General features: G+C 33.8%; 30 protein-coding genes. 19 read left to right on the plus strand and 11 right to left on the minus strand.

Annotated features, from left to right (window positions below):
• Positions 1–3 precede the first annotated feature (3 nt).
• From QWT87_RS04500 to QWT87_RS04510, 3 genes are read right to left on the minus strand one after another with little or no spacing between them, the layout of a single operon-like run.
• The gene (locus QWT87_RS04500) at positions 4–1509 is read right to left on the minus strand and encodes a MauE/DoxX family redox-associated membrane protein (RefSeq protein ID WP_098972250.1); all 1506 of its coding nucleotides are present in this window, start codon (positions 1507–1509) and stop codon (positions 4–6) included.
• A 9-nt stretch (positions 1510–1518) separates the two neighbouring features.
• Entirely contained in the window at positions 1519–1686 is a 168-nt protein-coding gene (locus QWT87_RS04505) for a hypothetical protein (protein ID WP_172957637.1), read from the minus strand.
• A gap of 17 nt (positions 1687–1703) precedes the next feature.
• Positions 1704–1931 (minus strand): hypothetical protein, encoded by a 228-nt coding sequence (locus QWT87_RS04510; RefSeq protein ID WP_098972248.1) that lies wholly within the window; start codon positions 1929–1931, stop codon positions 1704–1706.
• Between the two features lie 343 nt (positions 1932–2274).
• Here QWT87_RS04510 and QWT87_RS04515 point away from each other — a divergent pair, with 343 nt between their 5' ends.
• From QWT87_RS04515 to QWT87_RS04555, 9 genes are all read left to right on the plus strand, one after another.
• Positions 2275–3882 (plus strand): helix-turn-helix domain-containing protein, encoded by a 1608-nt coding sequence (locus tag QWT87_RS04515; protein ID WP_098972247.1) that lies wholly within the window; start codon positions 2275–2277, stop codon positions 3880–3882.
• 200 nt (positions 3883–4082) lie between these two features.
• The gene (locus QWT87_RS04520) at positions 4083–4814 is read left to right on the plus strand and encodes an RteC domain-containing protein (RefSeq protein WP_228426248.1); all 732 of its coding nucleotides are present in this window, start codon (positions 4083–4085) and stop codon (positions 4812–4814) included.
• A gap of 164 nt (positions 4815–4978) precedes the next feature.
• Positions 4979–5239 carry a helix-turn-helix domain-containing protein gene (locus QWT87_RS04525; RefSeq protein WP_098972243.1) on the plus strand — a complete coding sequence of 87 codons (261 nt, stop codon included), beginning with the start codon at positions 4979–4981 and terminating at the stop codon, positions 5237–5239.
• Between the two features lie 19 nt (positions 5240–5258).
• Positions 5259–5798, plus strand: coding sequence for a hypothetical protein (locus QWT87_RS04530; protein ID WP_098972207.1), 540 nt, complete (start codon positions 5259–5261; stop codon positions 5796–5798).
• A 19-nt stretch (positions 5799–5817) separates the two neighbouring features.
• The gene (locus tag QWT87_RS04535) at positions 5818–6069 is read left to right on the plus strand and encodes a DUF3853 family protein (protein ID WP_098972205.1); all 252 of its coding nucleotides are present in this window, start codon (positions 5818–5820) and stop codon (positions 6067–6069) included.
• Positions 6070–6071: 2 nt separating this feature from the next.
• Positions 6072–6776 carry a hypothetical protein gene (locus QWT87_RS04540; protein ID WP_098972203.1) on the plus strand — a complete coding sequence of 235 codons (705 nt, stop codon included), beginning with the start codon at positions 6072–6074 and terminating at the stop codon, positions 6774–6776.
• A 58-nt stretch (positions 6777–6834) separates the two neighbouring features.
• Positions 6835–7041 carry a hypothetical protein gene (locus QWT87_RS04545; protein ID WP_098972202.1) on the plus strand — a complete coding sequence of 69 codons (207 nt, stop codon included), beginning with the start codon at positions 6835–6837 and terminating at the stop codon, positions 7039–7041.
• Positions 7042–7102: 61 nt separating this feature from the next.
• Complete coding sequence (locus tag QWT87_RS04550; RefSeq protein WP_098972200.1) at positions 7103–8200, plus strand: hypothetical protein; 1098 nt, start codon at positions 7103–7105, stop codon at positions 8198–8200.
• 398 nt (positions 8201–8598) lie between these two features.
• On the plus strand, positions 8599–9435 hold the full coding sequence (locus QWT87_RS04555) for a toprim domain-containing protein (protein ID WP_098972198.1): 837 nt from the start codon (positions 8599–8601) through the stop codon (positions 9433–9435).
• Between the two features lie 56 nt (positions 9436–9491).
• Here QWT87_RS04555 and QWT87_RS04560 read toward each other — a convergent pair whose 3' ends face one another.
• Positions 9492–9668 (minus strand): histone H1, encoded by a 177-nt coding sequence (locus QWT87_RS04560; RefSeq protein WP_098972196.1) that lies wholly within the window; start codon positions 9666–9668, stop codon positions 9492–9494.
• A 628-nt stretch (positions 9669–10296) separates the two neighbouring features.
• On the opposite strand from QWT87_RS04560, the gene QWT87_RS04565 reads away from it, so the two are divergent.
• From QWT87_RS04565 to QWT87_RS04600, 8 genes are all read left to right on the plus strand, one after another.
• Positions 10297–10695, plus strand: coding sequence for a single-stranded DNA-binding protein (locus tag QWT87_RS04565; RefSeq protein ID WP_098972194.1), 399 nt, complete (start codon positions 10297–10299; stop codon positions 10693–10695).
• Positions 10696–10936: 241 nt separating this feature from the next.
• Positions 10937–11143: a DNA-binding protein gene (locus QWT87_RS04570; protein WP_098972190.1), complete on the plus strand. Its 207-nt coding sequence runs from the start codon at positions 10937–10939 to the stop codon at positions 11141–11143.
• Between the two features lie 17 nt (positions 11144–11160).
• Positions 11161–11625 (plus strand): hypothetical protein, encoded by a 465-nt coding sequence (locus QWT87_RS04575; protein ID WP_123840830.1) that lies wholly within the window; start codon positions 11161–11163, stop codon positions 11623–11625.
• A gap of 11 nt (positions 11626–11636) precedes the next feature.
• On the plus strand, positions 11637–12191 hold the full coding sequence (locus QWT87_RS04580; RefSeq protein WP_098972188.1) for a PRTRC system protein E: 555 nt from the start codon (positions 11637–11639) through the stop codon (positions 12189–12191).
• A 198-nt stretch (positions 12192–12389) separates the two neighbouring features.
• On the plus strand, positions 12390–12608 hold the full coding sequence (locus QWT87_RS04585; RefSeq protein ID WP_098972186.1) for a PRTRC system protein C: 219 nt from the start codon (positions 12390–12392) through the stop codon (positions 12606–12608).
• A 76-nt stretch (positions 12609–12684) separates the two neighbouring features.
• Positions 12685–13854, plus strand: coding sequence for a hypothetical protein (locus QWT87_RS04590; RefSeq protein ID WP_098972184.1), 1170 nt, complete (start codon positions 12685–12687; stop codon positions 13852–13854).
• A gap of 27 nt (positions 13855–13881) precedes the next feature.
• Complete coding sequence (locus QWT87_RS04595) at positions 13882–14595, plus strand: PRTRC system protein B (RefSeq protein WP_098972182.1); 714 nt, start codon at positions 13882–13884, stop codon at positions 14593–14595.
• Positions 14592–15398, plus strand: a complete 807-nt coding sequence (locus tag QWT87_RS04600; RefSeq protein WP_098972181.1) for a PRTRC system ThiF family protein — start codon at positions 14592–14594, stop codon at positions 15396–15398. Before QWT87_RS04595 ends, QWT87_RS04600 begins: the two co-directional genes overlap by 4 nt.
• A gap of 182 nt (positions 15399–15580) precedes the next feature.
• Here QWT87_RS04600 and QWT87_RS04605 read toward each other — a convergent pair whose 3' ends face one another.
• The 3 genes from QWT87_RS04605 to QWT87_RS04615 form a co-directional block, all read right to left on the minus strand.
• Complete coding sequence (locus tag QWT87_RS04605) at positions 15581–16120, minus strand: transposase (RefSeq protein ID WP_098972179.1); 540 nt, start codon at positions 16118–16120, stop codon at positions 15581–15583.
• A 348-nt stretch (positions 16121–16468) separates the two neighbouring features.
• Positions 16469–17008 (minus strand): hypothetical protein, encoded by a 540-nt coding sequence (locus QWT87_RS04610; protein ID WP_228457835.1) that lies wholly within the window; start codon positions 17006–17008, stop codon positions 16469–16471.
• Positions 16956–17366, minus strand: coding sequence for a phospholipase D-like domain-containing protein (locus QWT87_RS04615; protein WP_228426245.1), 411 nt, complete (start codon positions 17364–17366; stop codon positions 16956–16958). Before QWT87_RS04615 ends, QWT87_RS04610 begins: the two co-directional genes overlap by 53 nt.
• Positions 17367–17658: 292 nt before the next feature.
• Here QWT87_RS04615 and QWT87_RS04620 point away from each other — a divergent pair, with 292 nt between their 5' ends.
• Complete coding sequence (locus tag QWT87_RS04620; RefSeq protein WP_228426242.1) at positions 17659–17946, plus strand: DUF1016 N-terminal domain-containing protein; 288 nt, start codon at positions 17659–17661, stop codon at positions 17944–17946.
• A 71-nt stretch (positions 17947–18017) separates the two neighbouring features.
• The gene (locus QWT87_RS04625; protein WP_302714206.1) at positions 18018–18698 is read left to right on the plus strand and encodes a PDDEXK nuclease domain-containing protein; all 681 of its coding nucleotides are present in this window, start codon (positions 18018–18020) and stop codon (positions 18696–18698) included.
• A 273-nt stretch (positions 18699–18971) separates the two neighbouring features.
• On the opposite strand, the gene QWT87_RS04630 is transcribed toward QWT87_RS04625, so the two are convergent.
• The 4 genes from QWT87_RS04630 to QWT87_RS04645 all read right to left on the minus strand — a co-directional run bounded on the left by QWT87_RS04630 (position 18972) and on the right by QWT87_RS04645 (position 20967).
• The gene (locus QWT87_RS04630) at positions 18972–19193 is read right to left on the minus strand and encodes a hypothetical protein (protein ID WP_098972177.1); all 222 of its coding nucleotides are present in this window, start codon (positions 19191–19193) and stop codon (positions 18972–18974) included.
• 121 nt (positions 19194–19314) lie between these two features.
• Positions 19315–19611 (minus strand): hypothetical protein, encoded by a 297-nt coding sequence (locus QWT87_RS04635; protein WP_034870061.1) that lies wholly within the window; start codon positions 19609–19611, stop codon positions 19315–19317.
• A gap of 153 nt (positions 19612–19764) precedes the next feature.
• Positions 19765–20454, minus strand: a complete 690-nt coding sequence (locus QWT87_RS04640) for a hypothetical protein (RefSeq protein ID WP_123840833.1) — start codon at positions 20452–20454, stop codon at positions 19765–19767.
• A gap of 150 nt (positions 20455–20604) precedes the next feature.
• The gene (locus QWT87_RS04645) at positions 20605–20967 is read right to left on the minus strand and encodes a hypothetical protein (protein WP_185208943.1); all 363 of its coding nucleotides are present in this window, start codon (positions 20965–20967) and stop codon (positions 20605–20607) included.
• Positions 20968–21839: the final 872 nt, after the last annotated feature.

Consider the following 21839-nt stretch of genomic DNA (forward strand, 5'->3'; position numbering starts at 1 on the left):
TGCCTACTCTTTGTACAGGTTTTCGGCTTCCCCTGAAATGAAATGTTGAGTGATGTTTTGCGCAAAACGATATCTGATCAGTTCATTTTCTATCATTACATACAATTGGTTTCCCTGTATAGTAAATTGTACACGTTGCTCCTTATTTCTGTTGGGAATACTGATACTGCCAAGGTATTTCTGCTCTTGAATAGAATAAAGATCAAGTATAATTGCTTTATTACCCCTGTCTTTTTCCAGCTTTCCTTTGCGGTCCGACTCCACAAACAAAACCCCTTTATAGGCAATTGACCTTTTGTTAACCACCAAAGGATTGTTAAGTTTTCTGCTGCCATCGGCTAAGTGGGAAAGGCCTAGCCGTGGAATGCTGACGGTATCAATAGTCCTGAATACATGTTTTGATTTAATATTTCGATCAGTAACTACAAACATGTTTTTATAATGGTAAACATAAACAACCTTACCTGTAAAAGGATCATAATTTAATTGTCCATCGGGCTCAAAAAAACCTTCTTTATGCTTTTCCAAAAGCTGTGGATTAAACCTTACAGAATCCTTGCTCCCTTTACTGATAATCCCCAGACTCTGAATCTGCTTTTTGCGGTGGAAAGCACCTATGAGAAAGTGATTATAATCAATTCGTTCGATTTTCCTGAAATAAGTTTTTCCAATATTTTGTTCAGTGAGCTTATTGCTCCCGGTTGTTCCTTCAAAAATGATCGGGATTGTTCCGTCATACAATGTGATAAGACTGTCTGTAACTTCAAGCAGGGGAGACCTGAAATTAATGTCTGTGCGGCCGAGTTGCAGATTTCTTCGTTCCATTCCCGTAAAATTGGTAATCTTTGTGAGTGAGAACGGCGCTGTGTAATTCCCAAGATATAGGGTGTCGCCTGAAAAGCCGGCAAAATAATAGGAGTTCAGTTTTAAATCATAAGTCCCATTTTTAAGGATAGGATGCTGTAAAAATCTTCTTTGAAAACCATTATCTTTCTTAAGAATATATTCTGACTTTTGATACATGATGAGCATTCCGGTAATACAGAGCCCTGCTGTGATCAGAAGGCTGAAGAAGAGCTTCCCCTGTTTTTTGTGGTTTACATAGGTGTCTATACTAAGAGCAACTATGACAACCACAACGCATATTATGTTAAAAATGAGATGTGTTTGCCAATCCATTTTTTCAAGAATCCCACCGCAGGAACAGGGAATAAACTCACTATAATTGAGGATAAGATAAATATAGATACTAAAGAGAACCATCAGTATGTAGGAACTGTACAATCCAATAAATCTCGTTTTATCAAATATCAAAAAGAAACAGACCAATAGTTCAAGGAAAAGTATTCCATAGGTAATTATTATAGCATAAGCACTTAACAATGGAGACTGGGCAATCTGCACCTGAAAATTTTCAAAATCAAATATTTTGCTGATGGCTGCGTAGCAAAACAACAGGATAAAAAAATAAGCAATCCATATCGGAAATTGTGTTAGTTTCTTTTTCATAATAAGATTTTAACAATGGTATAATAATATCCAGAGTACTTTTACGCCACAATAGGTAGGCATAGCAGATTTTTCATTTACCGGGATGGTAGTAGTAAGAGGTCCTATGGTTTTCCATATTCCACTAACGGGACAGGCCATTCCCGATTCAATGATGAGTTGCACCTGAGTCTCCATGTTGGTTCAAAATTTGGTTACTTACTGGTTTTCCAGTTGTCCCGGTCCTTTGGCGGATCTTTTTCACTGGTTTCCAATTCATTTTCAAGTTGAGTACTGTCTGCTTTTAAGACCATTCTTTCAGTCGTAAGAACAGGCATCTCCGGATAAGGAATCTGCGGAAGGCTTTCTTCACGACAGGATAAAATAACAAATGAAAGTAAAATTCCTGCAACAATATGCAGTATTAATATTTTGGTTTTCATGATTTTGGGATTAAATAATTAACAATCCCGGCCGGTAGTTTTTTAGAATTCTGAAAGCGAATTTAGAGCATGAATTTTTCGAAAAAAAAGGGTGATGGATTCGATTTATAAATTTTCAGGATCCGATTTATAAATCGGATCCTCGTTTATTAATGAGTTAATTGATTGTAAGTCAGATAGTTTTATTGTATTCGTAATGCATGATTCCTAAAGTGTAGAAATAATTTTTTGCTTGATTCATTTTGCTTAATTTTGAATCATATTTATAATATAATTAACATTATTCTGTTAAATTATTTTTATTTTGAAAATAATATTCTGTTTTTGTGTTTTATTTTGCTTTTTGGTTAATGGTCAGAGATATTCTGATTACAGGGTACGTTATGATAATTTTGAAGAAAACGATGAACGTGCTCTTGAGTTTGTCAATATCTATATTAAAGAGGCGAAAGCATTTAAAAATTATAAGGAACTGACCCAGGCATATCGGGACGCCGTGAGCTTTTCGAGAAATAAAAAAATAGAATATGCAGATAGTGCTGTATGGGCTGCTTCCCAAACAAATGACCCCGATCTTATCGGAAATTCCTATCTAACAAAAGGAAGTGTTTACTACTTTACCTACAGAAAATATCAGAAGGCTCTTGATCAGTATCTGCAGGCTTGGCAATATTTAGACAAAAGTAAAGATCCCTATTTGTATCATAAGAATATGTACCATATAGGAGTTGTCAAAAGTTATCTAGGATATTATGAAGAAGCCTTTACACTTTTTTCAAAGTGCCGATCTTATTATAGAGATACAAGCGTTCCCACAGATTTTCCCAATCTTCGATACAATATGAAGAAGGGATATTTGAACAGCCTTCATCAGATGGGTATCTGTCTGTTTTATCAATCAAAAATAAATGAGGTTTCCGATCTTATTAATGAAGGATTGGAGGCTTCGGCCGAGGATAAAAATTTTTATATAGAAAGAAGCTATTTTTATAAGCTGAGTGGGATTCTAGACTACCTAAGAGAAAATGACCGAGAGGCATTGTCGAATTTTAATATTGCTTTGGCAGGCATTGAAAAGAAAAGTGATTTTACCAATGCATCGCTGATCTATTTTTTAAAAGGTAAAATTCTATTAAGAAATCACAATGAAAATGAAGGTATTAATTATTTAGAAAAAGTAGATAGTATATTTCTGGGACGAAATTTTGCACATCCTTCAGTAAGGGAAGCGTTTGAGCTGCTTATCACACATTACAAAGATAAAAATGATAACAAGAAAGAATTGTATTATACCAAACAATTACTGCGGTTTGACCGGATGATGCATAATGATTTTAAATACCTTTCAGGAAAAATCATTAAAGAATATGATACCAATGACTTGCTTACATCCAAAAAAAGACTGGAATCTTCAGCTTTTTATGGATATGTTATTGCAGGAATTTCTTTCGGTGCTTTGCTCGTAATATCCGCAAGGTATTATAAGGTAAGAAAAGGTGCTAAAAAGTACCAAATTGTTAACGACCCGATTTTAGAAAAAGAAGTCCATGAAGACACAGTTTCAATAAAACATTCCAAGTTGCCTGAGAATCTGACAAACGAAATATTGGAAAAGCTCGAAATTATGGAGCGAAACAAATTTTATTTAGAAAAAAGGCTTACTCAAAATCAGCTCGCGAAAAGGCTGAAAACGAATACTGCTTATTTATCGGCGGTTATAAATGAATATAAAGGAGCTAATTTTAATACGTACATCAATAGGTTACGGATCGACTATGCTAAAGAAATGCTAAGAACCAATGTGCAATGGAGGAAGTATTCCATTGATACGATAGCCGATGAATGCGGATTTTCCACAAGACCCAAATTTTCTACATTTTTTATTGAATTAACAGCTTTAACGCCTTCAGAATATATTCAAAAAATCAATGATGAGTTTGGTGATTCATAATTTTATTGGGTTTCATGCTGTGTAATTTATCATTAAACATTTGTTATAATTCTTTAAAATTCATACTTATTATTTAAAATATGCATGCCAATTCGTTTTTTAAAAAGTGTAAGCGATTAGAGACTAGTTTAGGGAAAAAGCTTGAACAGATTAGTTTTGATCAAAAAAATAATCCTATTGATTTATATGAGAGATCATTGATGGAAATTGATTCTGTAATAAGAATCATTAAACAGGAGGTAAGCTTATATCAGTTTTCAACGGTTGCCGACGAAGTTTATTTCTTCAAGGACATCAAGCCCGTTTTCATCTCGCAGTTTATTTATTTTTCAAAGCTTTTATCAATTGAGGCGGCCAAACCAAATGCAGGAGAATTAAGCCTGAAAGAATATTTTGAATGCGAATTGGAAGTGTTGAAAAATTTTTATGAAAACCACATCGATTTTTATGAGTACTATAGACGTAGAGCCACCTATCTTGATCAAAAATATTTCGTCCGGAATCAGTTTGATCTGAAAACGAAAATAGAAGCCGGTCTTTATGATTATGATGAAAAATTTGCCACCTCACATGACCACCTTATTTCCCAAATTATGGCTAATGACCGATTGGAAAAATATCTTTTGAAATCCATTGCAGAAATTAATGTGTATGTATACGAAAAGATAACCGATAAATCCCCGCTGCAATGGTCTGCGTCAAAATCTGCTTTGGTGGAACTTCTATATGCGCTCCACAATACCCGTTCATTTAATGGTGGCAATATTGAGTTTAGTGAGATTATTAAATTTACTGAAAAGTCACTCAATATTAACCTGGGAAACTTTTATAAGACACTTCATGAGATAAAAAGCAGAAAAACCAACCCTACTAAATTCCTTCAGCTGCTTAGTGATCATTTGAATCAATCATTCCAAGATGGTGATCAATAGCCATTTTTCCCTGTTTGTACACAATAAATCATATTATTAGTACTTTTCCCACAATTTCTTTATTGATAAGGGGTATATAAAAATCTTTCGGTAGTACCGAAGACCTACCGAAAGAAATCCCGCATGATTCCCAAAATTTGTCAAATAAAATAATTTTTGAAATCATGACAGTATCCATTATCACAAAAGAAGACCTCCAGCAATTTAAGATTGAGCTGCTGGATGATATTAAAGCCCTGCTTCAGGTAAGAACGACAGAACAAAAATTATGGCTTCGTACTTCGGAGGTCAAAAAACTTCTGAATATTTCTTCCGGGACCTTACAGAATCTTAGAATCAACGGAACCCTTTCTTATACGAAGATAGGGGGGATCTTGTATTATAATTACAAAGACATTGAGAAGTTGCTTACAGATTCTAAATAATCACAGAAAACAGGAAATCATGAATCAGACCAAAGATATCATCAATTTTTTTGCGCATGTGATTAAAGATAACCGGTTACATCCATCCCATATCAGTATTTATGTTGCGCTTTTTCAGTGCTGGAGCATGAACCGGTTTCAAAGCCCCTTTCGTATTTATCGTGGTGAGGTCATGAGATTGGGTAAGGTAAAATCCCTTGGAACCTATCATAAGTGTATTAAAGAACTACATCTGGCAGGATTCATTATGTATTCCCCCAGTTACGACCCTTATATTGGAAGCCTGGTTGATATTGTTGACTTTGAGGAATCTGGAATTTCTGTACATAAAGTATTCCCGGAGCAAGAATTATTACTACCAAAAGAAAACAACTTTTCTGCACCTGAATTTCATGAAGTAGAATTATATTTTAATGAACGTGATCTACCTTCTGCTCAGGCATATGGGTTTTATTCCTTTTATGATTCTCAGGGTTGGAAATTAAGTGACGGGAAATTAATGAACTGCTGGCAGGCTGCTGCAAGGAATTGGATTTCTAAGGAAAAAAAAGGTAGCTAAAATTAATAAGAGAAAGAAAATGAAAAAGATAGATCCGCAAACACCCCTTTGGAAACTGACGGTTGAGGAATTTTTGGAAATTATCAAAAACTTTGGTTCGGAAAACAGGCATGAATACGGACTGAAAGGATTAGCCAAAGTTCTGGGCTGTTCTGTTTCAAAAGCTTCGGAAATCAAATCCTCCGGAATGTTGGATGAAGCCATTATACAAAAGGGCAAAATTATCATCATTGATAAGCAAAAAGTATTAGAGCTTTTTGCCCGGAAGTAGCGATGTATTATCAGGAACTTATACAAAAGTTTTGGGAATCTGGCCCAAAAGCGCAACTGGGTACCACTGCTGTTGCAATATACCTGTATTTGCTGAAATTAGCGAACGATAATAACAGATATGATGTTACTGTTTCCGACGTAGCGATTGGTAATACACTAGGACTAACAAGAAAAACGGTAAAATCTGCAAAAGAAGCGCTGCTCAACTCAGGGCTGGTCCGGTACGAAAGTAAAAATGGGTACTCCTGTTCTTACAGAATAGTGCCAGATTATTCTTTATCAATCCAAAAGGATGAAAAAGACCAAAAGGCAAAAAGAAAAAATAACCTTCGGATTCCGGTAATAGAAAAAAATGAAAATTTGCCATTGGATGGTTTACCCGTCATCAATACTCCCGAAACTACAGAACAGAAAGAGAAGGCATCCTTTGATAATAGGCATCCTTTTAAAATAATAGCCAACATCCCTTCTTTGGAAGAATTTATAGACTATGCTAAAACGCTGAGCGGCTATGAAGAATCTATGCATTCCGCTATTAAGGAGAGGTACGCTTTATGGGCAAATAGTAACTGGTGCAATAATTTAGGAAAACCGATAACCAACTGGAAATCCTCACTGAAAAATCTTTTGCCCTATATAAAAAACAGGAATGATAACGGACAATTGTCTTTAGATTCAATCCCTGTTATTAAACCTCCAAAATGATCCTTTAATGAACATAAGTATTGATGTTTATCTATTTAAAATTTTAAAACGATAAAAAATGAAACTATCAGATATAAAGCCAGGACAAAAAGTAAGCCTCAATGGCATTATCGCCGAGTATCAAGGAATTCAAAAAGTTAGAATACCCAATTTCGGGAAAGTGGAGAAAAGAGTTTTCAGAGCTGATGAAACAGGAGATTACCTGTATTATAATCTTATCGATGGTTCAAAAACATTAAAAAGTGAGAAAATTAAATTGCTGTAGGTCTTGCAAAGAATAGAGTTCTGTTAGAATAACAAAGTTAAAAGCACTTAAAATATAAAGTATGGCTATTCCGGAAAAAGATGTAAGGCTTGTCAGGAGGATATTTGAAGATAAAGATGAGAGAATTCCCGAAAGAATACGCTTGGGCAATCATTTTGTGGACGATTTTATTTTTGAAGATCAGGAGGCGGCTGATATTCCCATCAATGCGCTTCGTGTTATTTTTAATATTATCTCGATTATCAGTAGTGAGCAGTTCCGCCCTGAAGACCGTCCAAAGCAGCTCTCTTTATTTGATGAAGAATTTGAAACTGAAAATAATATTTTTGCCTCTATTAAAATCCGGAACAGCAAAATCTCTCCGAGTGGCTCAACCAAACAGGTTGTAGAAGCCTATGAGTTTCTTGCCCGGTTCAAAATGGGCTGGTATAAATCCGTAAACTCAAAAGGAAAAGAGATTAGAACATTCGGTGGGCTTATTTCCACACCAAGTTATGACCAAAGGGGATATACTTCCTTTCTTATCAGCAGCTACTGGCTGAAAAAGCTGATGATTATACCTGAATATAACTACATCCTTTACAATCTGGTGTATAATATCAGAAACAACAAGCACATTATTTTTGCCATCTGGCTTTCAAAACTTCCTGAAGATGGAACCATGATAAAACTTTCGTCACTGAACAAAAAGTTTGGGCTGAACTATAAAACCGCGAATGATTTTTGTTTCAAGTTCCTCAAAACTGCAAAAATAAATTTCAACAAGTACAATACCCTTTCATTCAATTATCATTACAAAGGCGATTCTATTTTCATTCATCCTTTTTACAATAAAATGGTAAGCGGTACCAATATGTCGGAGCACACAGCGGAGAAATCAAGAATTGCAAAGAGACTCTATTATTTTCAGAAAAGGTATGGTCTGGGACAACGCGAAATACTCCAGTTTTCCTACCAATACAAAACTATTCCGCAAACTCGTCAACTTATAGAAAAGGCTTTTGGCGAATTTATAAGGATGAACAGGCTGGAAGGAATAAAATCCACGAATTATCAGGGAACGGCTTTTTTAAACAAAATGCAGGCGCTTATTATACAATTCTACAGGGAAACAAAAATGGGGGAAATACTGCCCAATGGTTATCCTGTGATTCTCTGATTTCGGAATTGCGCTCATTCGTATTTCGGATTTGTACTCATTCGGAATTCGGAATTGCACTCGCTGAAGTTAAGAAAATGTTAAAATTTAGATTTTTATGATGCTGATTTCGGAATTGCACTCATTGAGGGATGGCAAAGCCGATGAAAATGGTAGATACAGTAAAAATAAGTGGTGAGAACAAAGTTTAATTCGGAATTGCACTCATGCGGTAAAGGGCATCTTTTCGGAATTGCACTCATTCTAAATTCGGAATTGCGCTCATTTGAAAATCATTGCAAACGCTTTGCGACAGGCAGATACCACGAACTATTAAAAGTTTATTTAAAAGATAATAAAAGTCTTTTTTTTATTAAAAGGAAAATCCAGGGTAAAAAATTGCTTTAAAAAGAAAAAAAATGAATTGCGAAAAAATCAAGCAAAAAGTCGGAATCCGGACGGTTTTAGAATCCTTCAATCTTTTTCCTGTGAAAGAAAACGGGAAAACAGCCTTTTATTTTGCGCTGGACAGGGACGAAAAGATTCCCAGTCTTTCTGTCGATTTTATTAAAAATAAAGCATTTGATTTTGGAACAGGAAAGAGTTATGATATCATTTCTATTGTTCAGCAGGTGAACAAATGTTCTGTTTCGGAAGCTTTGAAATACCTTAGAAAATTTGATTTTTCAATACAGGATCAACAACAAAAGGAAGAGATTACAACAGGGCCTCATTACAGGATATTGGAAGTAAAAAGAATTGGGCATCCTGTGTTAATTCAATACCTGAAATTAAGGAAAGTTTATCAGCAGATAGATATGGTTAGAGAACTGCATTACGAATTAAACGGGAAAAATTATTTCGGAATTGCTTTTGAAAATAATTCAGGTGGTTTTGAAATCCGCAATTCGTATTCTAAAATCTGTCTGGGAAAAAAGGATATGACTTTGATCCATGGAGAACAAAACAATAAAGAAATTACGGTATTTGAGGGTTTTTTAGATTATTTAACTTTCAAAAATATAGAAAAAACTAAAAATTCTGATTATTTGATTCTCAATTCTACGGTAATGCTTTTCAAAGCAATAAAAACACTTAGTGAATACGATAAAATTTACCTTTTTCTTGATAATGATTCTAATGGAAATATCACTAAAAACAAAATATTAATGAATTATAAACATGTAGAGGATTGTTCTCTAATTTATCGAGATTTTAAGGATCTTAATGAATGGTTTTGCCAAAGGAAGTTATAAGAACTAAATTGTAATGATACTATAGAAATAAAGCTCCCAAAATTGGGAGCTTTAGACTATTTTTTTGCTTCTTCAACGGAAATTTTTCTAAAATCCTTTAGAATCTTGCTTAATTCCAAAGCTGCTTTTCTAGCTCTTGTTCCGGCTGCTTTGTTCCCTTTTTCAAACTGAAGATTTGAATCAGTTTTAAAAGCTTCGAATTCTGTGTTAATTTTTTCTAATAGTTCTTTCATTAAAGATCGTTTTATGTTTTAAAGCTGCAAATATAAAATAATAGATTTTATATGCAAAAACTCTTTTAAAGTCGTTTTTCTTGCTCTTTTAATAAAATGAATTAAAAAAAAAACATAATTATTCCTTAAAACACTAGATAAAGACCTCATCGAATTGATTTTCAATGGTCTTTCGCTAATGTCAAAACTTTGTTGAACCTTCTGCTAACAAGCGGTCTAGCTTTTACGATTGCAAATGTAGTTCAGGTTCATTCACTTAAAAAAATCTTTTTGGGTTTCTACAAAAATTCTTTCCATTTCGCTCCAACAATTTTTCCAGACACTCCTAAATCCTTCGGACAAAAAGATTTCGGAGCCTCTATTTCAATGCTTTCCATTTCGGTTTTAAGTGCTTGAACCTGTACTATGGTCATTGGCAAGGAAAAAGCCGGAACCTCAGTTATACGAATCAAATTCAACAAAGTGCTCTTTAACATCAGCAGAAAAAACAACAAAAACAACAACAAAATAGTGCTTTTCAAGCCTTGAAGAGGAAAAAGAAAGAAGCCGAGTGTCCTCGATACCGAATCAAATCACTCGAAATTTTACAATTAGCAAAAACAATTTTTAACAATTAAAACAAAATATTATGAACACAATTGTCGGTAGAATTACCAAAAACGCAGAGATCAACACATTAAAAAACGACAGACAGGTCGTGAACTTTTCAGTAGCCATCAATGACAGCTACAAGACCAAGCAGGGAGAACGCAAAGAGCTGACAACCTATTACAATTGTTCGTACTGGATAAGCCCGAATGTTGCCAAAATCCTTACCAAAGGAACTTTAGTAGAATTATCAGGCAGAATAAGCTCAAATGCATGGATAGGGAAGGATGGGGAAATCCATTCAGGACTGAACTTCCATACTTCAGATATTAAGCTTCATGGTAGCGGTAAAAATTCTGAAAGCGAACCAAAACAAAACGCAATGCAAGAATCAAGTAACCCTTTTGCAGGGGACATAGATGATGATTTACCATTTTAATAATTACCCCAAGATTATCTTAAAAACTTATGGAATCACAATATAATTTTCAGATGAAGTCTCGAAATGACCGAACAGAATGGGAGCAGGTAGCAATATACCTCAAAATCCAGTGTGACAGGGCAACTGCGATACACTATGCAAGAAGCTTGTCACTAAAATTTAACAAGGAAATCCGATTGACACAAGGCGCAAACCCTCTCAAAACAAGTGGAACATATATTTATGAAAATCCCTGAAAATGAAAACAAAATCAAGAACCGAAGCCAAAAAACTGGCAAAAGCGTATAGCTATAATAAAGAGTACGCAGATGTGCCTGTATATATAATTTACTGTAACCGATCAGAAAAGTATTATGTAGATACAAACAGCCTGATACGTCTTTGGGAAACACTTATCGGCTACTACATAAATGGGGTTTTTACCTCTGTAAAGAATAATTCATAACATAAAAAAACAAAAAAATGAAACGATCTGATATATCAACGGAATATTTACTTGTAAAAGCAAAAACCAACAGTGAATGGGATGCTTGCGACTTTGCTATTATCAATATTACAGGGGAGTGGAAACAAACCCTAAAGAAACGCCTTGAAGTTATAAAAATCATTGAAACCGATGAAGATATAAAGTCTCTAAACTATTTCGACACCCATGTGGAGTTCTTTAGATTTTCGAAAGTATATTATCCTGTGGTTGAAGAATGGCTCTCTGAGAGAAACAGAGTTTTCATTGAATTAGAGAAAGAGGATTTAAAAGAAATGAAACAACCTAAAAATAGTCTGTGTCATTACCAGATGCAGATATCTAAGGATGGAAATGCCATTTATAAAGCCTATGGAAAGCATACGGAAGAAGAATTTAGGACAGTGGAGTTTTCATTATGGGAACTAATAGACTTCAATACTCATTTTGTAATTAATCCATAACCCAACAAATTATGCAAACCAATTTTTTCAATCTGATAGCCAAAATGGATATTAACAGTAAGCTGATTCTAGCCATTACCAAAGCCAACGAAAGTCAAATAGTGGCTTCCATATTAGTACAAAATGATGGATGTGGAGATAAAGCAAAAAATATCATTCCTCCTCTTAACCTTAAAGGAACGGCAGACGAGCTTGATGCCGGATTTTTTGAACACATTAAAGCCCCATTACAAACCGCTTCGGGACTGATGGTCGATATGGAAACCTTTATGAAGCAATTAGAAGAAGCCAAAAAGCAATCCGCAATGGAAAAAGAAAAATCCGATAAGGAGAAAAAAGAAAAGGAAGCCAAAGAAAAAAAATGCAAAGATGCTTTTCAAAAAGCAGAAGAACTCGAAAAAGAAGGCAACTACAAAGGGGCATGGTCAGCACTTCCAAAGGCTTCTGAATATCCCGACTATGCAGAAAATATCCGCAAAAAGCAGGATGAATATGAAAGGCACTTTACACATAACCTTTTCAGTGAGGAAAAAACGCCTACCATAACCTTTAATCCACAGCCATGATTATAGAAACCTACATAGCAACCTTACAACATGATAAAGGTAGAATAAGACTTCAAATAAATTCTATGAGCGGAAAACAGGGAGCCATACAACAGATAATGGCAATAGAAAATTGCCCACTGTCAGCAATCATCGGACTGCAGATGAAGCGCAGAAAAATAGTAAAATAAAATACGTCAAATCAGAAAATCAACAGTTATGTTACTTGCAACCCAATTAGAAAGAGTTTTTATCCTGATAGATAACGGACAGGAAATCCGATTGACAGACCCAGAACCGAAATGGAGTGTAGAAGCCGTGATGAATTTTTACGCCAATACCTATCCGATTTTAACCACTGCAAAAGTTTCTGCACCACAAATCAGGAATGACACGGTAGAATACCGTTTTGAAAGTGTAATGGGAACGAAAGGCTGATAAAATTATGTGGTTGGGTTTTCTGCAAATCAGTTGAAAACCCAACCACTATTTACCCAATATCAATCACTAAATTATGATGAATGCAACGAAAAATCATATCAGGAAGAATAGAGCTTCCCGAACAGCAAAAACAAAAGCAACTGCACAAACAGTTGGGAGAGTTCGCCCATTGGATGCAAAGACCAAAGGATGCAGGCGAAATACGGAAAGACAAAATGAAAGCAGTACCGATAGCCATGCTACCCATGCTTTTTTAAACTGTTCGTTCCTGCCCAAACTAAAAGACACACCATCCGTACAGGCTTGGGAGGAAACAGACCAAATGGAAAGGGATTTTTATCAGTCCCTTTCCCAATTGGCTGAACATTACGGAATCACACCTGCACATTCAAAACACTTAGGTTTTCCTTACAATATTGCTTTTGCTTTAGAGGATCTCAAAAAGCAGTTAAAAATTAAAGTTAAGAATTGGGAGAAAATCCGCTTGGTACAGGATAACAAGAAAACGTACTTGTTAAGTGAAGAAGGATATAATACAGGAGCAACATTATATTACATTCCAATCGTTCCACTGTACCGATTATCTAAAAATCCAAATTATAAACAGGCTACACAGCTTTTGCAATCCGTCTGCTCATACCTTTATCACATTGCAGATGTCCCTTATTACAGACAGCAGGACAGCTACCTGTGCTGGATGTACGAAATGATTTCGGACTGGCTCATTAATGATGAAACCGAAGATACCCCTGAATATTTACGTGAAATAAGGCAAAGCGAGTGGATTGGTGACTATATGGAACAAAAAATATACAATCCACAGAATTTAACCTTATTTAAAGAGAGGATCAACCGTTTTGAAAATAGAGATTCATTTGAAACCGATTGTCTCCTTTTAGCCTGTGATACCCTTGCTCTTTACGAAATGTTTCCCAATGCCACTATTTACAGAAATATTCAGAGGAAAGAAAGAAATACAAATAATGACGACTACGACGAGAATTATCATGAAAGAACCATCACAATGGAAAAATATGTTTCATTCTGTGCAGATGATAAAGGAATATTATTTCAGACTTTATTTGATTCTGTTAATGCTGAATTTCAGGAATGTACGGAAATAGAAGAACCGTCCACCCAAAAAAGATTTGACGGAACAAATGTCAGCAATGATAACCTTGATTTTGAAAACTGCATTTTTCCCCTGATTGAACGATTAATTGATATTCTGAACAGCATTTAAACTATAATACCATTTAAATATAACATCATGAAAGATATAACCCATCATTTTGGAACATTATACCATCCCGTTTCAGCACTCATCATTTATCAGGCTAACGAAGATGATAATGGGGACACCTATGTGGAGCATTTCGATATGGATAAAAACGGAAATCCCATTAATGCTCACCCTCTGAGTGAAAGGGAAGCTAAAATATTGGCAAAATCCCTTAATACGGAAAAAGAAAAAAGCAAAGCATTTTTAAAACCTGAAAGTATTCTGCCCACCCATGTTTTATATATCAATCCTACCGAAAAGGGTTCAGTGATATGGTATACCAAAGCCAAAAAAGTAAAACTATTCTTTACCGAATCCCTTGAAATTCCTAATGGTGTAGCACATACTCCACCTATGCTGTGGATGGCTTCAAAGCAACATCTTACCGTATTTGCTCTCACTTCAGACAAAAGACCCACAGAAAAAACAGTTTTATTTCATGCTCCTTTTTTTAATGTGTATGAAAACGGAAGTGTCTGTATGGGAACAGTTGGTGTAGATATTAAAAATTCGGCGTCGGTTGAAGAATTTATACAAGCTTGGGAAAGTTATTTTTTTAACAGCAGGTTCAGCCATTTAAACCATAATCCTACCAATAGCAACTGTGTAAATATGTGGAAAGAGCTGATAAATACAGATAAAAGCTTTCCAAAAGAAATATTAAAAATAACTAATAAAACCCTTAAAAATTTACTGCCATGAATAACAACAAAATAAAAGTGCATTTTACAGATAATTACCTGATTAATTCTACAAACCCTGTCACCATCAACCTAATCGGTGCAGGAGGAACAGGTTCAAAAGTATTAACTGCATTAATGGAAATGAATTACAGTTTGATTCAATTAGGACATGCAGGATTATCCGTGCGACTTTGGGATGATGATATTATTACCGAAGCTAATTTAGGGAGACAGCGTTTTGCCGAATCAGAAACAGGATTATATAAGTCTGTTGCGTTAATCAACCGTGCTAATCGGTGGATGGGGACAAACTGGAAAGCAGAAACACAAAAATTTAAAATGAATGAATCGGAAAAATTTTCCGAAAATATTTCTGCAAATATTTATATATCCTGTGTTGACAGTGTGAGTGCAAGATTTGAAATTGCTGATATACTGAAAAGGTTAAATAATGGTCGTTATTATGCTGACCGTCCCCTATATTGGTTGGATTATGGGAATAATCAAAATACTGCACAGGCAATATTAGCTACTGTAGGAACTATCAAACAGCCCAATTCCGAGAAATATGAAACGATAGATCATTTACCTTTTGTCACTGATGAATTTGGGGATTTGTTAAAACAATCCGAAGAGTCCGATGATACACCAAGTTGTTCACTGGCAGAAGCACTGGAAAAGCAGGATTTGTTTATCAACTCAACATTGGCACAAATGGGAAGCTCCTTGCTGTGGAGCTTGTTCAGAAACGGATTAACCGAGAATAGAGGATTTTTCCTTAACCTTAAAAACTTTCATTCCCAACCCATAAAAATTGCATGATTTCTGCCGCCATAGAAAATTCGGGCGGCAAAAATGCAATTCCTCCCTGCGGTCGGAAACGCATTTTTGCTGAAAGTGGGGCAACCCCATTGAAAAACATTCCGAAGCTTTTGCATTGTGTTTTTAAAAAAGGTTGCGGTCTTTTTTATTTAATACCTTGAATTTTATTATTCAAAGTATTATTAATTCCATAAGACTTTTAAATCCCTAAATTCTAAATTCGATTTCGTTTTTTCAAAAGAATTTCTTTCGGGTTGTGAAGTGGTTTTAAACCTGAAAATTTTAATAAATAAAGGTTCGCCTTGTATGTCTTTAAATGAGAAAGTAAGTTTAACAGGTACATTCAATGCTAACTCCGGATATGGCTTGCTGGATTTGAAAAAGTCAATTTTATATTCATTTCCTTCAATATCTACTGTGAAAATATCCTCAATCGTCATTTTTTTGTTCTCATCTTTTGCTTCAACAAGAAAGGTAATGGCAATGCTTTTTTCGGCTTTATTTCCAACAATTTTTGTTATTTTGAATGAAGAATTTTCTTTTTCCGTTTCAAGAATTGGCTTGTTAATATCAAGTACTTTTTTAAGGTATTCATTTTCTGAAGCCAAAGTTTTATTCATCGATTGTAAGGTTTCATTATCCTTTTTGAGAGCTTCGCAATTGGCTTGGCTGTATGCTAATGAATAGATTGATATTACGGATAGAATTAGTGTTTTTCTCATTTTATTTTGTTGAAATTTCTCTTTTAGATATTGGTAAGCAGCTCAAATATAAAAAATGATAATGAATTTTATACTCTTTGATTTTTTTTATTCAAAATAGTTCTATATAGCAGTCTTTTTTTTAAATTTTCTGAAGGACAGAATGTTTTTTGTTTGTAAAAAATATAAAATCTGATACTTCTGAAAAAAAATCTTTCTAAAATTTATATATTCAATCAGGCGACAAAAATACAATTCCTCTGTTAGTCGGAAACGCATTTTTGCGAAAATCGGAGCAACCCCATTTAAAAACAGTTCAAAAGCTGTTGTCTTATGTTTTTAAAAGAGGTTGCGGATTTTATATTTGTTTTATTTTTTCTTTAATTCTTTGAAGCACTTAAGACAGGCAGGTCTATTAAAACTTGTGTTATTTTCTGCCCCGCACGAAATACAGAATTTTTCCTTATAAAAAGGATCCTCATATACTGACCAAGTCTTATAACAGTCCCAGCATAAAGGTTTTTCCAAGTCTACTTTTATAGTGGTTCTGCATCTGATGCAATACCCTTTATTGCTGATAATTTGACTTTGTTTATTGACATTTTCAACATGATATTCCTCTCTCGGTCTCCTTTGGTCTTTTAGAGCAATATTTACATACTTTTCATTTGTAAAATCTGACAATCTCCTTTTAGATACCTGCCCGAATTTTATTAATTCCTCGATGTAATTTAATTCTACCTCTGAACCTACATAGTTTTTGGCAAATATTGATTTCTTTTCATATTTGGGTCTTTTAACAAAAATGGTGTAGCCTTCCTCTTCAACAATATTAAAACATGTGCTGACAGCAGATTCAAAAAATGAATTCTGGTTGAGAGATATTAGTTTTTTTTTCGGAATAAACACCAAATTCAATATTATTTATAAAAGAATAATCAATTAAATTCATAGAGGTAACTACAGACTTGTTTTCATTTCCATAATACTTTGCATGCAGCTTAGGAATATAAACAATAGTAATATTGGGGAATTGTGTAAAATAATCAAAATCTTCTTGTCTTAAACTTTTGTTTACATTATTTTCATTTTTCCCAAAACCTATGATGATATGAACATTGGAATTATTTAAATGAGTTTTGAAGACCTCATTTTTAAAATATGGGTCTAACTGAATAAATGGGGATAGAATTAAGAGATATTTTTCGGAATTATAAATAGTATCATATATTTTTTCGTTTAATTCTTTTCCTGTTAAAAAATTCATTTTAATGTTTTGTGATTTTAAGATATAAATACAGATATAAAACATTTTTTGCAAGATACAAATGTAAATATCAAGTCGTTAATAAAGTTAAAACTTTAATCTTGAATTGGCATATAAACTTTGAAAATTATAGAGAAAAATTATCTGTGTTATGAAAAATAAATATAAACCATAGTAATGTTTTTTGTGAATTTTTTCTGTTCATCGGGCACTTTTTAAGCTATTTATTGCTCTGTCATAATTTATGGCAGAGCCTTTTTGCTATCTTTGTAACTACAAAAATGTGTTTTATATGAGTGATGAAATTATCCACCATAAAGATTACCAAGATTGGACAGCGTTTATAGCAAATAAAATAAAACTTACTCAAACCCAGGCAGCTTTCAAGGTTAATGCAGAATTATTGACCCTTTATTGGGAAATCGGAAATTCCATCATTGAAAAACAAAAACAAAACAGTTGGGGAAGTAAAATTATTGATCTTCTGGCATTAGATTTGGTTAAAAATTTCCCTGAAAGTAAAGGATTCTCTGTTAGGAATCTCAAATATATGCGGGCTTTTGCAGAAGCATATCCGTAGTTTCCAATAGTGCAAGTTCCGCTTGCACAATCGGGGGGTGAATTTGTGCAAGTGCCACTTGCACAAATTACGTGGTATCATCATATCAGCTTGTTAACCAAGGTAAAAGATACAGCGGAAAGAGCTTTTTATATCATAGAAATGTCAAAAATGAGTGGAGCCGAAATGTGATGTTGTTGCAGATTCAGAGTAATTTATATGGAAGAATAGGGAAGGCAATCCATAATTTTGAACAAACTTTACCGGAATATCAGTCTGATTTAGCCAAAAGTATTTTTAAAGATCCCTATCATTTTGACTTTCTGATGCTTTCTGAAAAAGTAAAAGAACTTGAAATAGAAAAGCTTCTGACCCATAAAATTACTGACTTTTTATTGGAATTGGGAAAAGGTTTTGCTTTTGTAGGCAGACAATATCCGGTTGAAGTTGATGATACGGACTACAAAATAGATTTGCTTTTTTATCATACGGTACTACACGCTTACGTTGTGATTGAGCTCAAAGCAGGAGAATTTTTACCCGAATATATTTCAAAGCTTAATTTTTACATCAGTGCCATTGATGACAAGCTTAAAACCCCAACCGATGAACCTACTATCGGATTATTACTTTGTGCATCAAAAAGTAATGTAAAAGTAGAATATGCTATGCGGGGTATGGATAAACCATTAGGAGTTGCCACCTACCAATTGGAACAATTAGTAAAAGAAAATATTGAGCAGCTTGACCAAAACGGTAATGAAGAACAATAAAAAATTAAAAACTTCTCACAAAAACCTTTAAAAACAGATCTCGATAAGAAATTGTTTTTTTTAATGATTGTTTTGCTGTAATATTTTTTAATTTTTACACATCATTTTGTGAGATTAATTTTTATCAAAATCCAAAGTCCCATCCCCAGTTAATCGATCTATTCACTCCCCAGGTTCCTATTTTTACTCCTTTTTCATACTCAAAAATAAAAATCAGAAGTAAGATTATTACTGCCATTATTACGAAAATATAAAGCTTATTTTTTTTCATCTTTATTTTTGGTAATCTAATAGTAAACTTACACACAATTCTTTCGATTCCGTATTTTCTCTATGCCAAATAACATCAGTGACAACCAAATAATCTTCCGGTTCTTTAAGTTCTTCATGGGGGAAGAAATCTGCCGTAAATAATTTTTCTCCGATTCTTGGAAGAAATGGGTAATTCCAATTTACAGATTTTCTAAAATAATCAATACATAGAAGTACAATCATAGATTTAATTTTTATTGGGTTTGGGATTTTCCAAAAGGTTTTGAATTTAGGTTGGTTTCGAACTACAAAGTTTCAAGTTTTTACACAAGCCCATCGACGTAAACCTAGTACCAGGCATTCGCTATTTTATTCTCGAGGCTATTTCATCGAATTTTTCAAGCAACAGTAGTTTATAAAGTTCTTTAACTTCTTTCCAATCTATAGCATGGTACTTAGTTTCTTGTCCTCCGAAAATTACAGAAAGTGACAGGTCTTTACTTACTTCAATTACATTTTCATCATCTGTTATAACTGAGACCCAAAATGCCCCATGCTCGTCATCCATTAGCTGAATGTCTGATATAGCTTTTACTATATCTGCTTCATCAATATTGTCTTTTTGAAATCCGCTTGCGTATTGTATATAGTTTTCTGCCATTGCATTAATATTTTGATTCCAAAATCAGTTTATGTAGTGTATTTGTCGATTTACAAATCCATATAGAGTAAATAGCTTCACCTTGAAGATGTAATAAGACTAAATTAAGTTTAATGTGCTTTACAATAATTGCTGGATTAAATCTATCACTATTTAATATCTATCTTTAGTCGCTGTCTTCTTATTTTTCAGATCGGTAATTTTCCATAAATCATAATTCAGTTTATACATGATCTTAAATGTTTCACAAAATTTTTTAACACTTTGACTAAAGTCTTCATTAAAAGGGGCAATAATTTTAAATTCTCCTACACTACCTGGTTGATAGCTTGAATGTGTTTCAGTAAAATCAAATATATATTTACGCATAATTCTATAAATCATACTCTTGTTTGTTTTGAAAAGTTCTGGAAATTCATTTCTTCTCTCATCTCTGATAAATTCATATTCTTCATATTCAAAATCCTTAAAATCAGAGAGTGCTAATAACAACTTCCAGTATTTGTCATCCATGTAACGCAAGTTTTCACTATAATGTAAATTCATTGATAGATATAATCCCTTATCGTTAATCCCTAATTTATAACCACAATTTGTATTGATTGACGTAATGATTAATTCGGGACCATAAAGAAACTCATAGAATTTATCATAATCCCATTCGTCTTTAAAATTCCCATAAGATAAACATTCTTCAAAAATTTGGGCAAGAGCATTAACACAATCCAATGTTTTTGAATAATGCGCCTCTGTATTCGCAATCCTTTGTTCAGCGTGATATGATTCCAAATAGTTGTTGATTGGTTCGATCAATGAATCAAAATTCTTCTTTTGCTTCTTCATTTGCTATAATCTCTATGGTTTTGTCTTTTTTGAGACTCATTCTCCATATAATTCTTTTATACATAAAACTGATAGTAAAACATTTGCCTTTCGAAGTCTTTTAAAACAATATTCTAAAATATCATCAAAAAATGTGAAGAACATAAACAGTTATAAATAGAAGTGTCCTTCATTCCCGGCAATCATAAGAATTTCCTGCGTATGAACCGTCAGTAGTTGTATAAAGCGATTTTCAGCAGTCTCAACCAGATTACCGTTTTCAAGATAGCCAAATTTATGCTCATCTTCCCTGCCAAATACGTACACGTACTGTTTTGCTGTATCAAAATAGTCATTTGAAATGCGTGGCTCAGTGCTAACAGCTATGTTAAAGATAAAGCCCTTTGCCTCTTGGGTATCCACATTAGAGATCTGAATATCATCAGGTGCAGAGACAATCATTACCTTGATCTTATATTCAATGCCCTCTACGATATCTGTGTATTCAAATGATTTGTTGGTAAACTCAGCCATACTATTTTTATTTAAATCTAAAATACAACTAATTTCCAAAATATCTCTCTTGCAGGGATTATTACTTACTTAGGGTAAAATATACTTATTGATGAAGTGAACCTGCGTAAAAATTACCCATTGTTTTTTCTAACCTGAGTAAATTTTACCCACCTTATTGCAAGACCTGCATAAAAAAGTATCAGGTACATTCTGATCTTAAATAATTACGATTATAGCTGAACCTGCGTAAAAATTACCCATGCTTTCTTTTAACCTGCGTAAATTTTACCCACCTTATTGCAAGACCTGCATAAAAAAGCATCAGGTAAATGCTGATCTTAAATGAGTACATATTAAAGCTGAACCTGCGTAAAAATTACCCATGTTTTTTCCTAACCTGCGTAAATTTTATCCACCTAATTGCAGGACTTGGGCAAAATAGTCTTAGGTACATGCTGAACCTCAAATGATTACAGGTTAAAGCTAAACCTGCGTAAAAATTACCCATGTTTTATTCTAACCTGAGTAAATTTTACCCATCTTATTGCAAGACACTGTATAAAAATGTATCAGGTTAGCTTCTTACCCTGAGTGAAATAGATACAGGTTAGTGTATTCTCCGCACTTCGATTTTTGCCATATTTTTTCTTTCAACAGCAAAAACCATATAAATAAAATCAATGTTTTGATTACTAATGATTTATGGTTTATTGTGGACGCTTTTCAGAACTCTGAAAAAAGTGGGCGACTTTACATAGCAAGATGTGTCTTTGTATATACAAACTTTTCAAGTTGTATCTCCAAAGACGATCTTGCCTTTTTTTGCAAAAAGGAGAAAAAACAGCGGAACTTGTTTTTTTGTTTTGGGGAAAATCAGGAGCAATATTCCA

This window comes from Chryseobacterium urinae (genome assembly GCF_030518295.1).
GTDB lineage: Bacteria > Bacteroidota > Bacteroidia > Flavobacteriales > Weeksellaceae > Chryseobacterium > Chryseobacterium mucoviscidosis.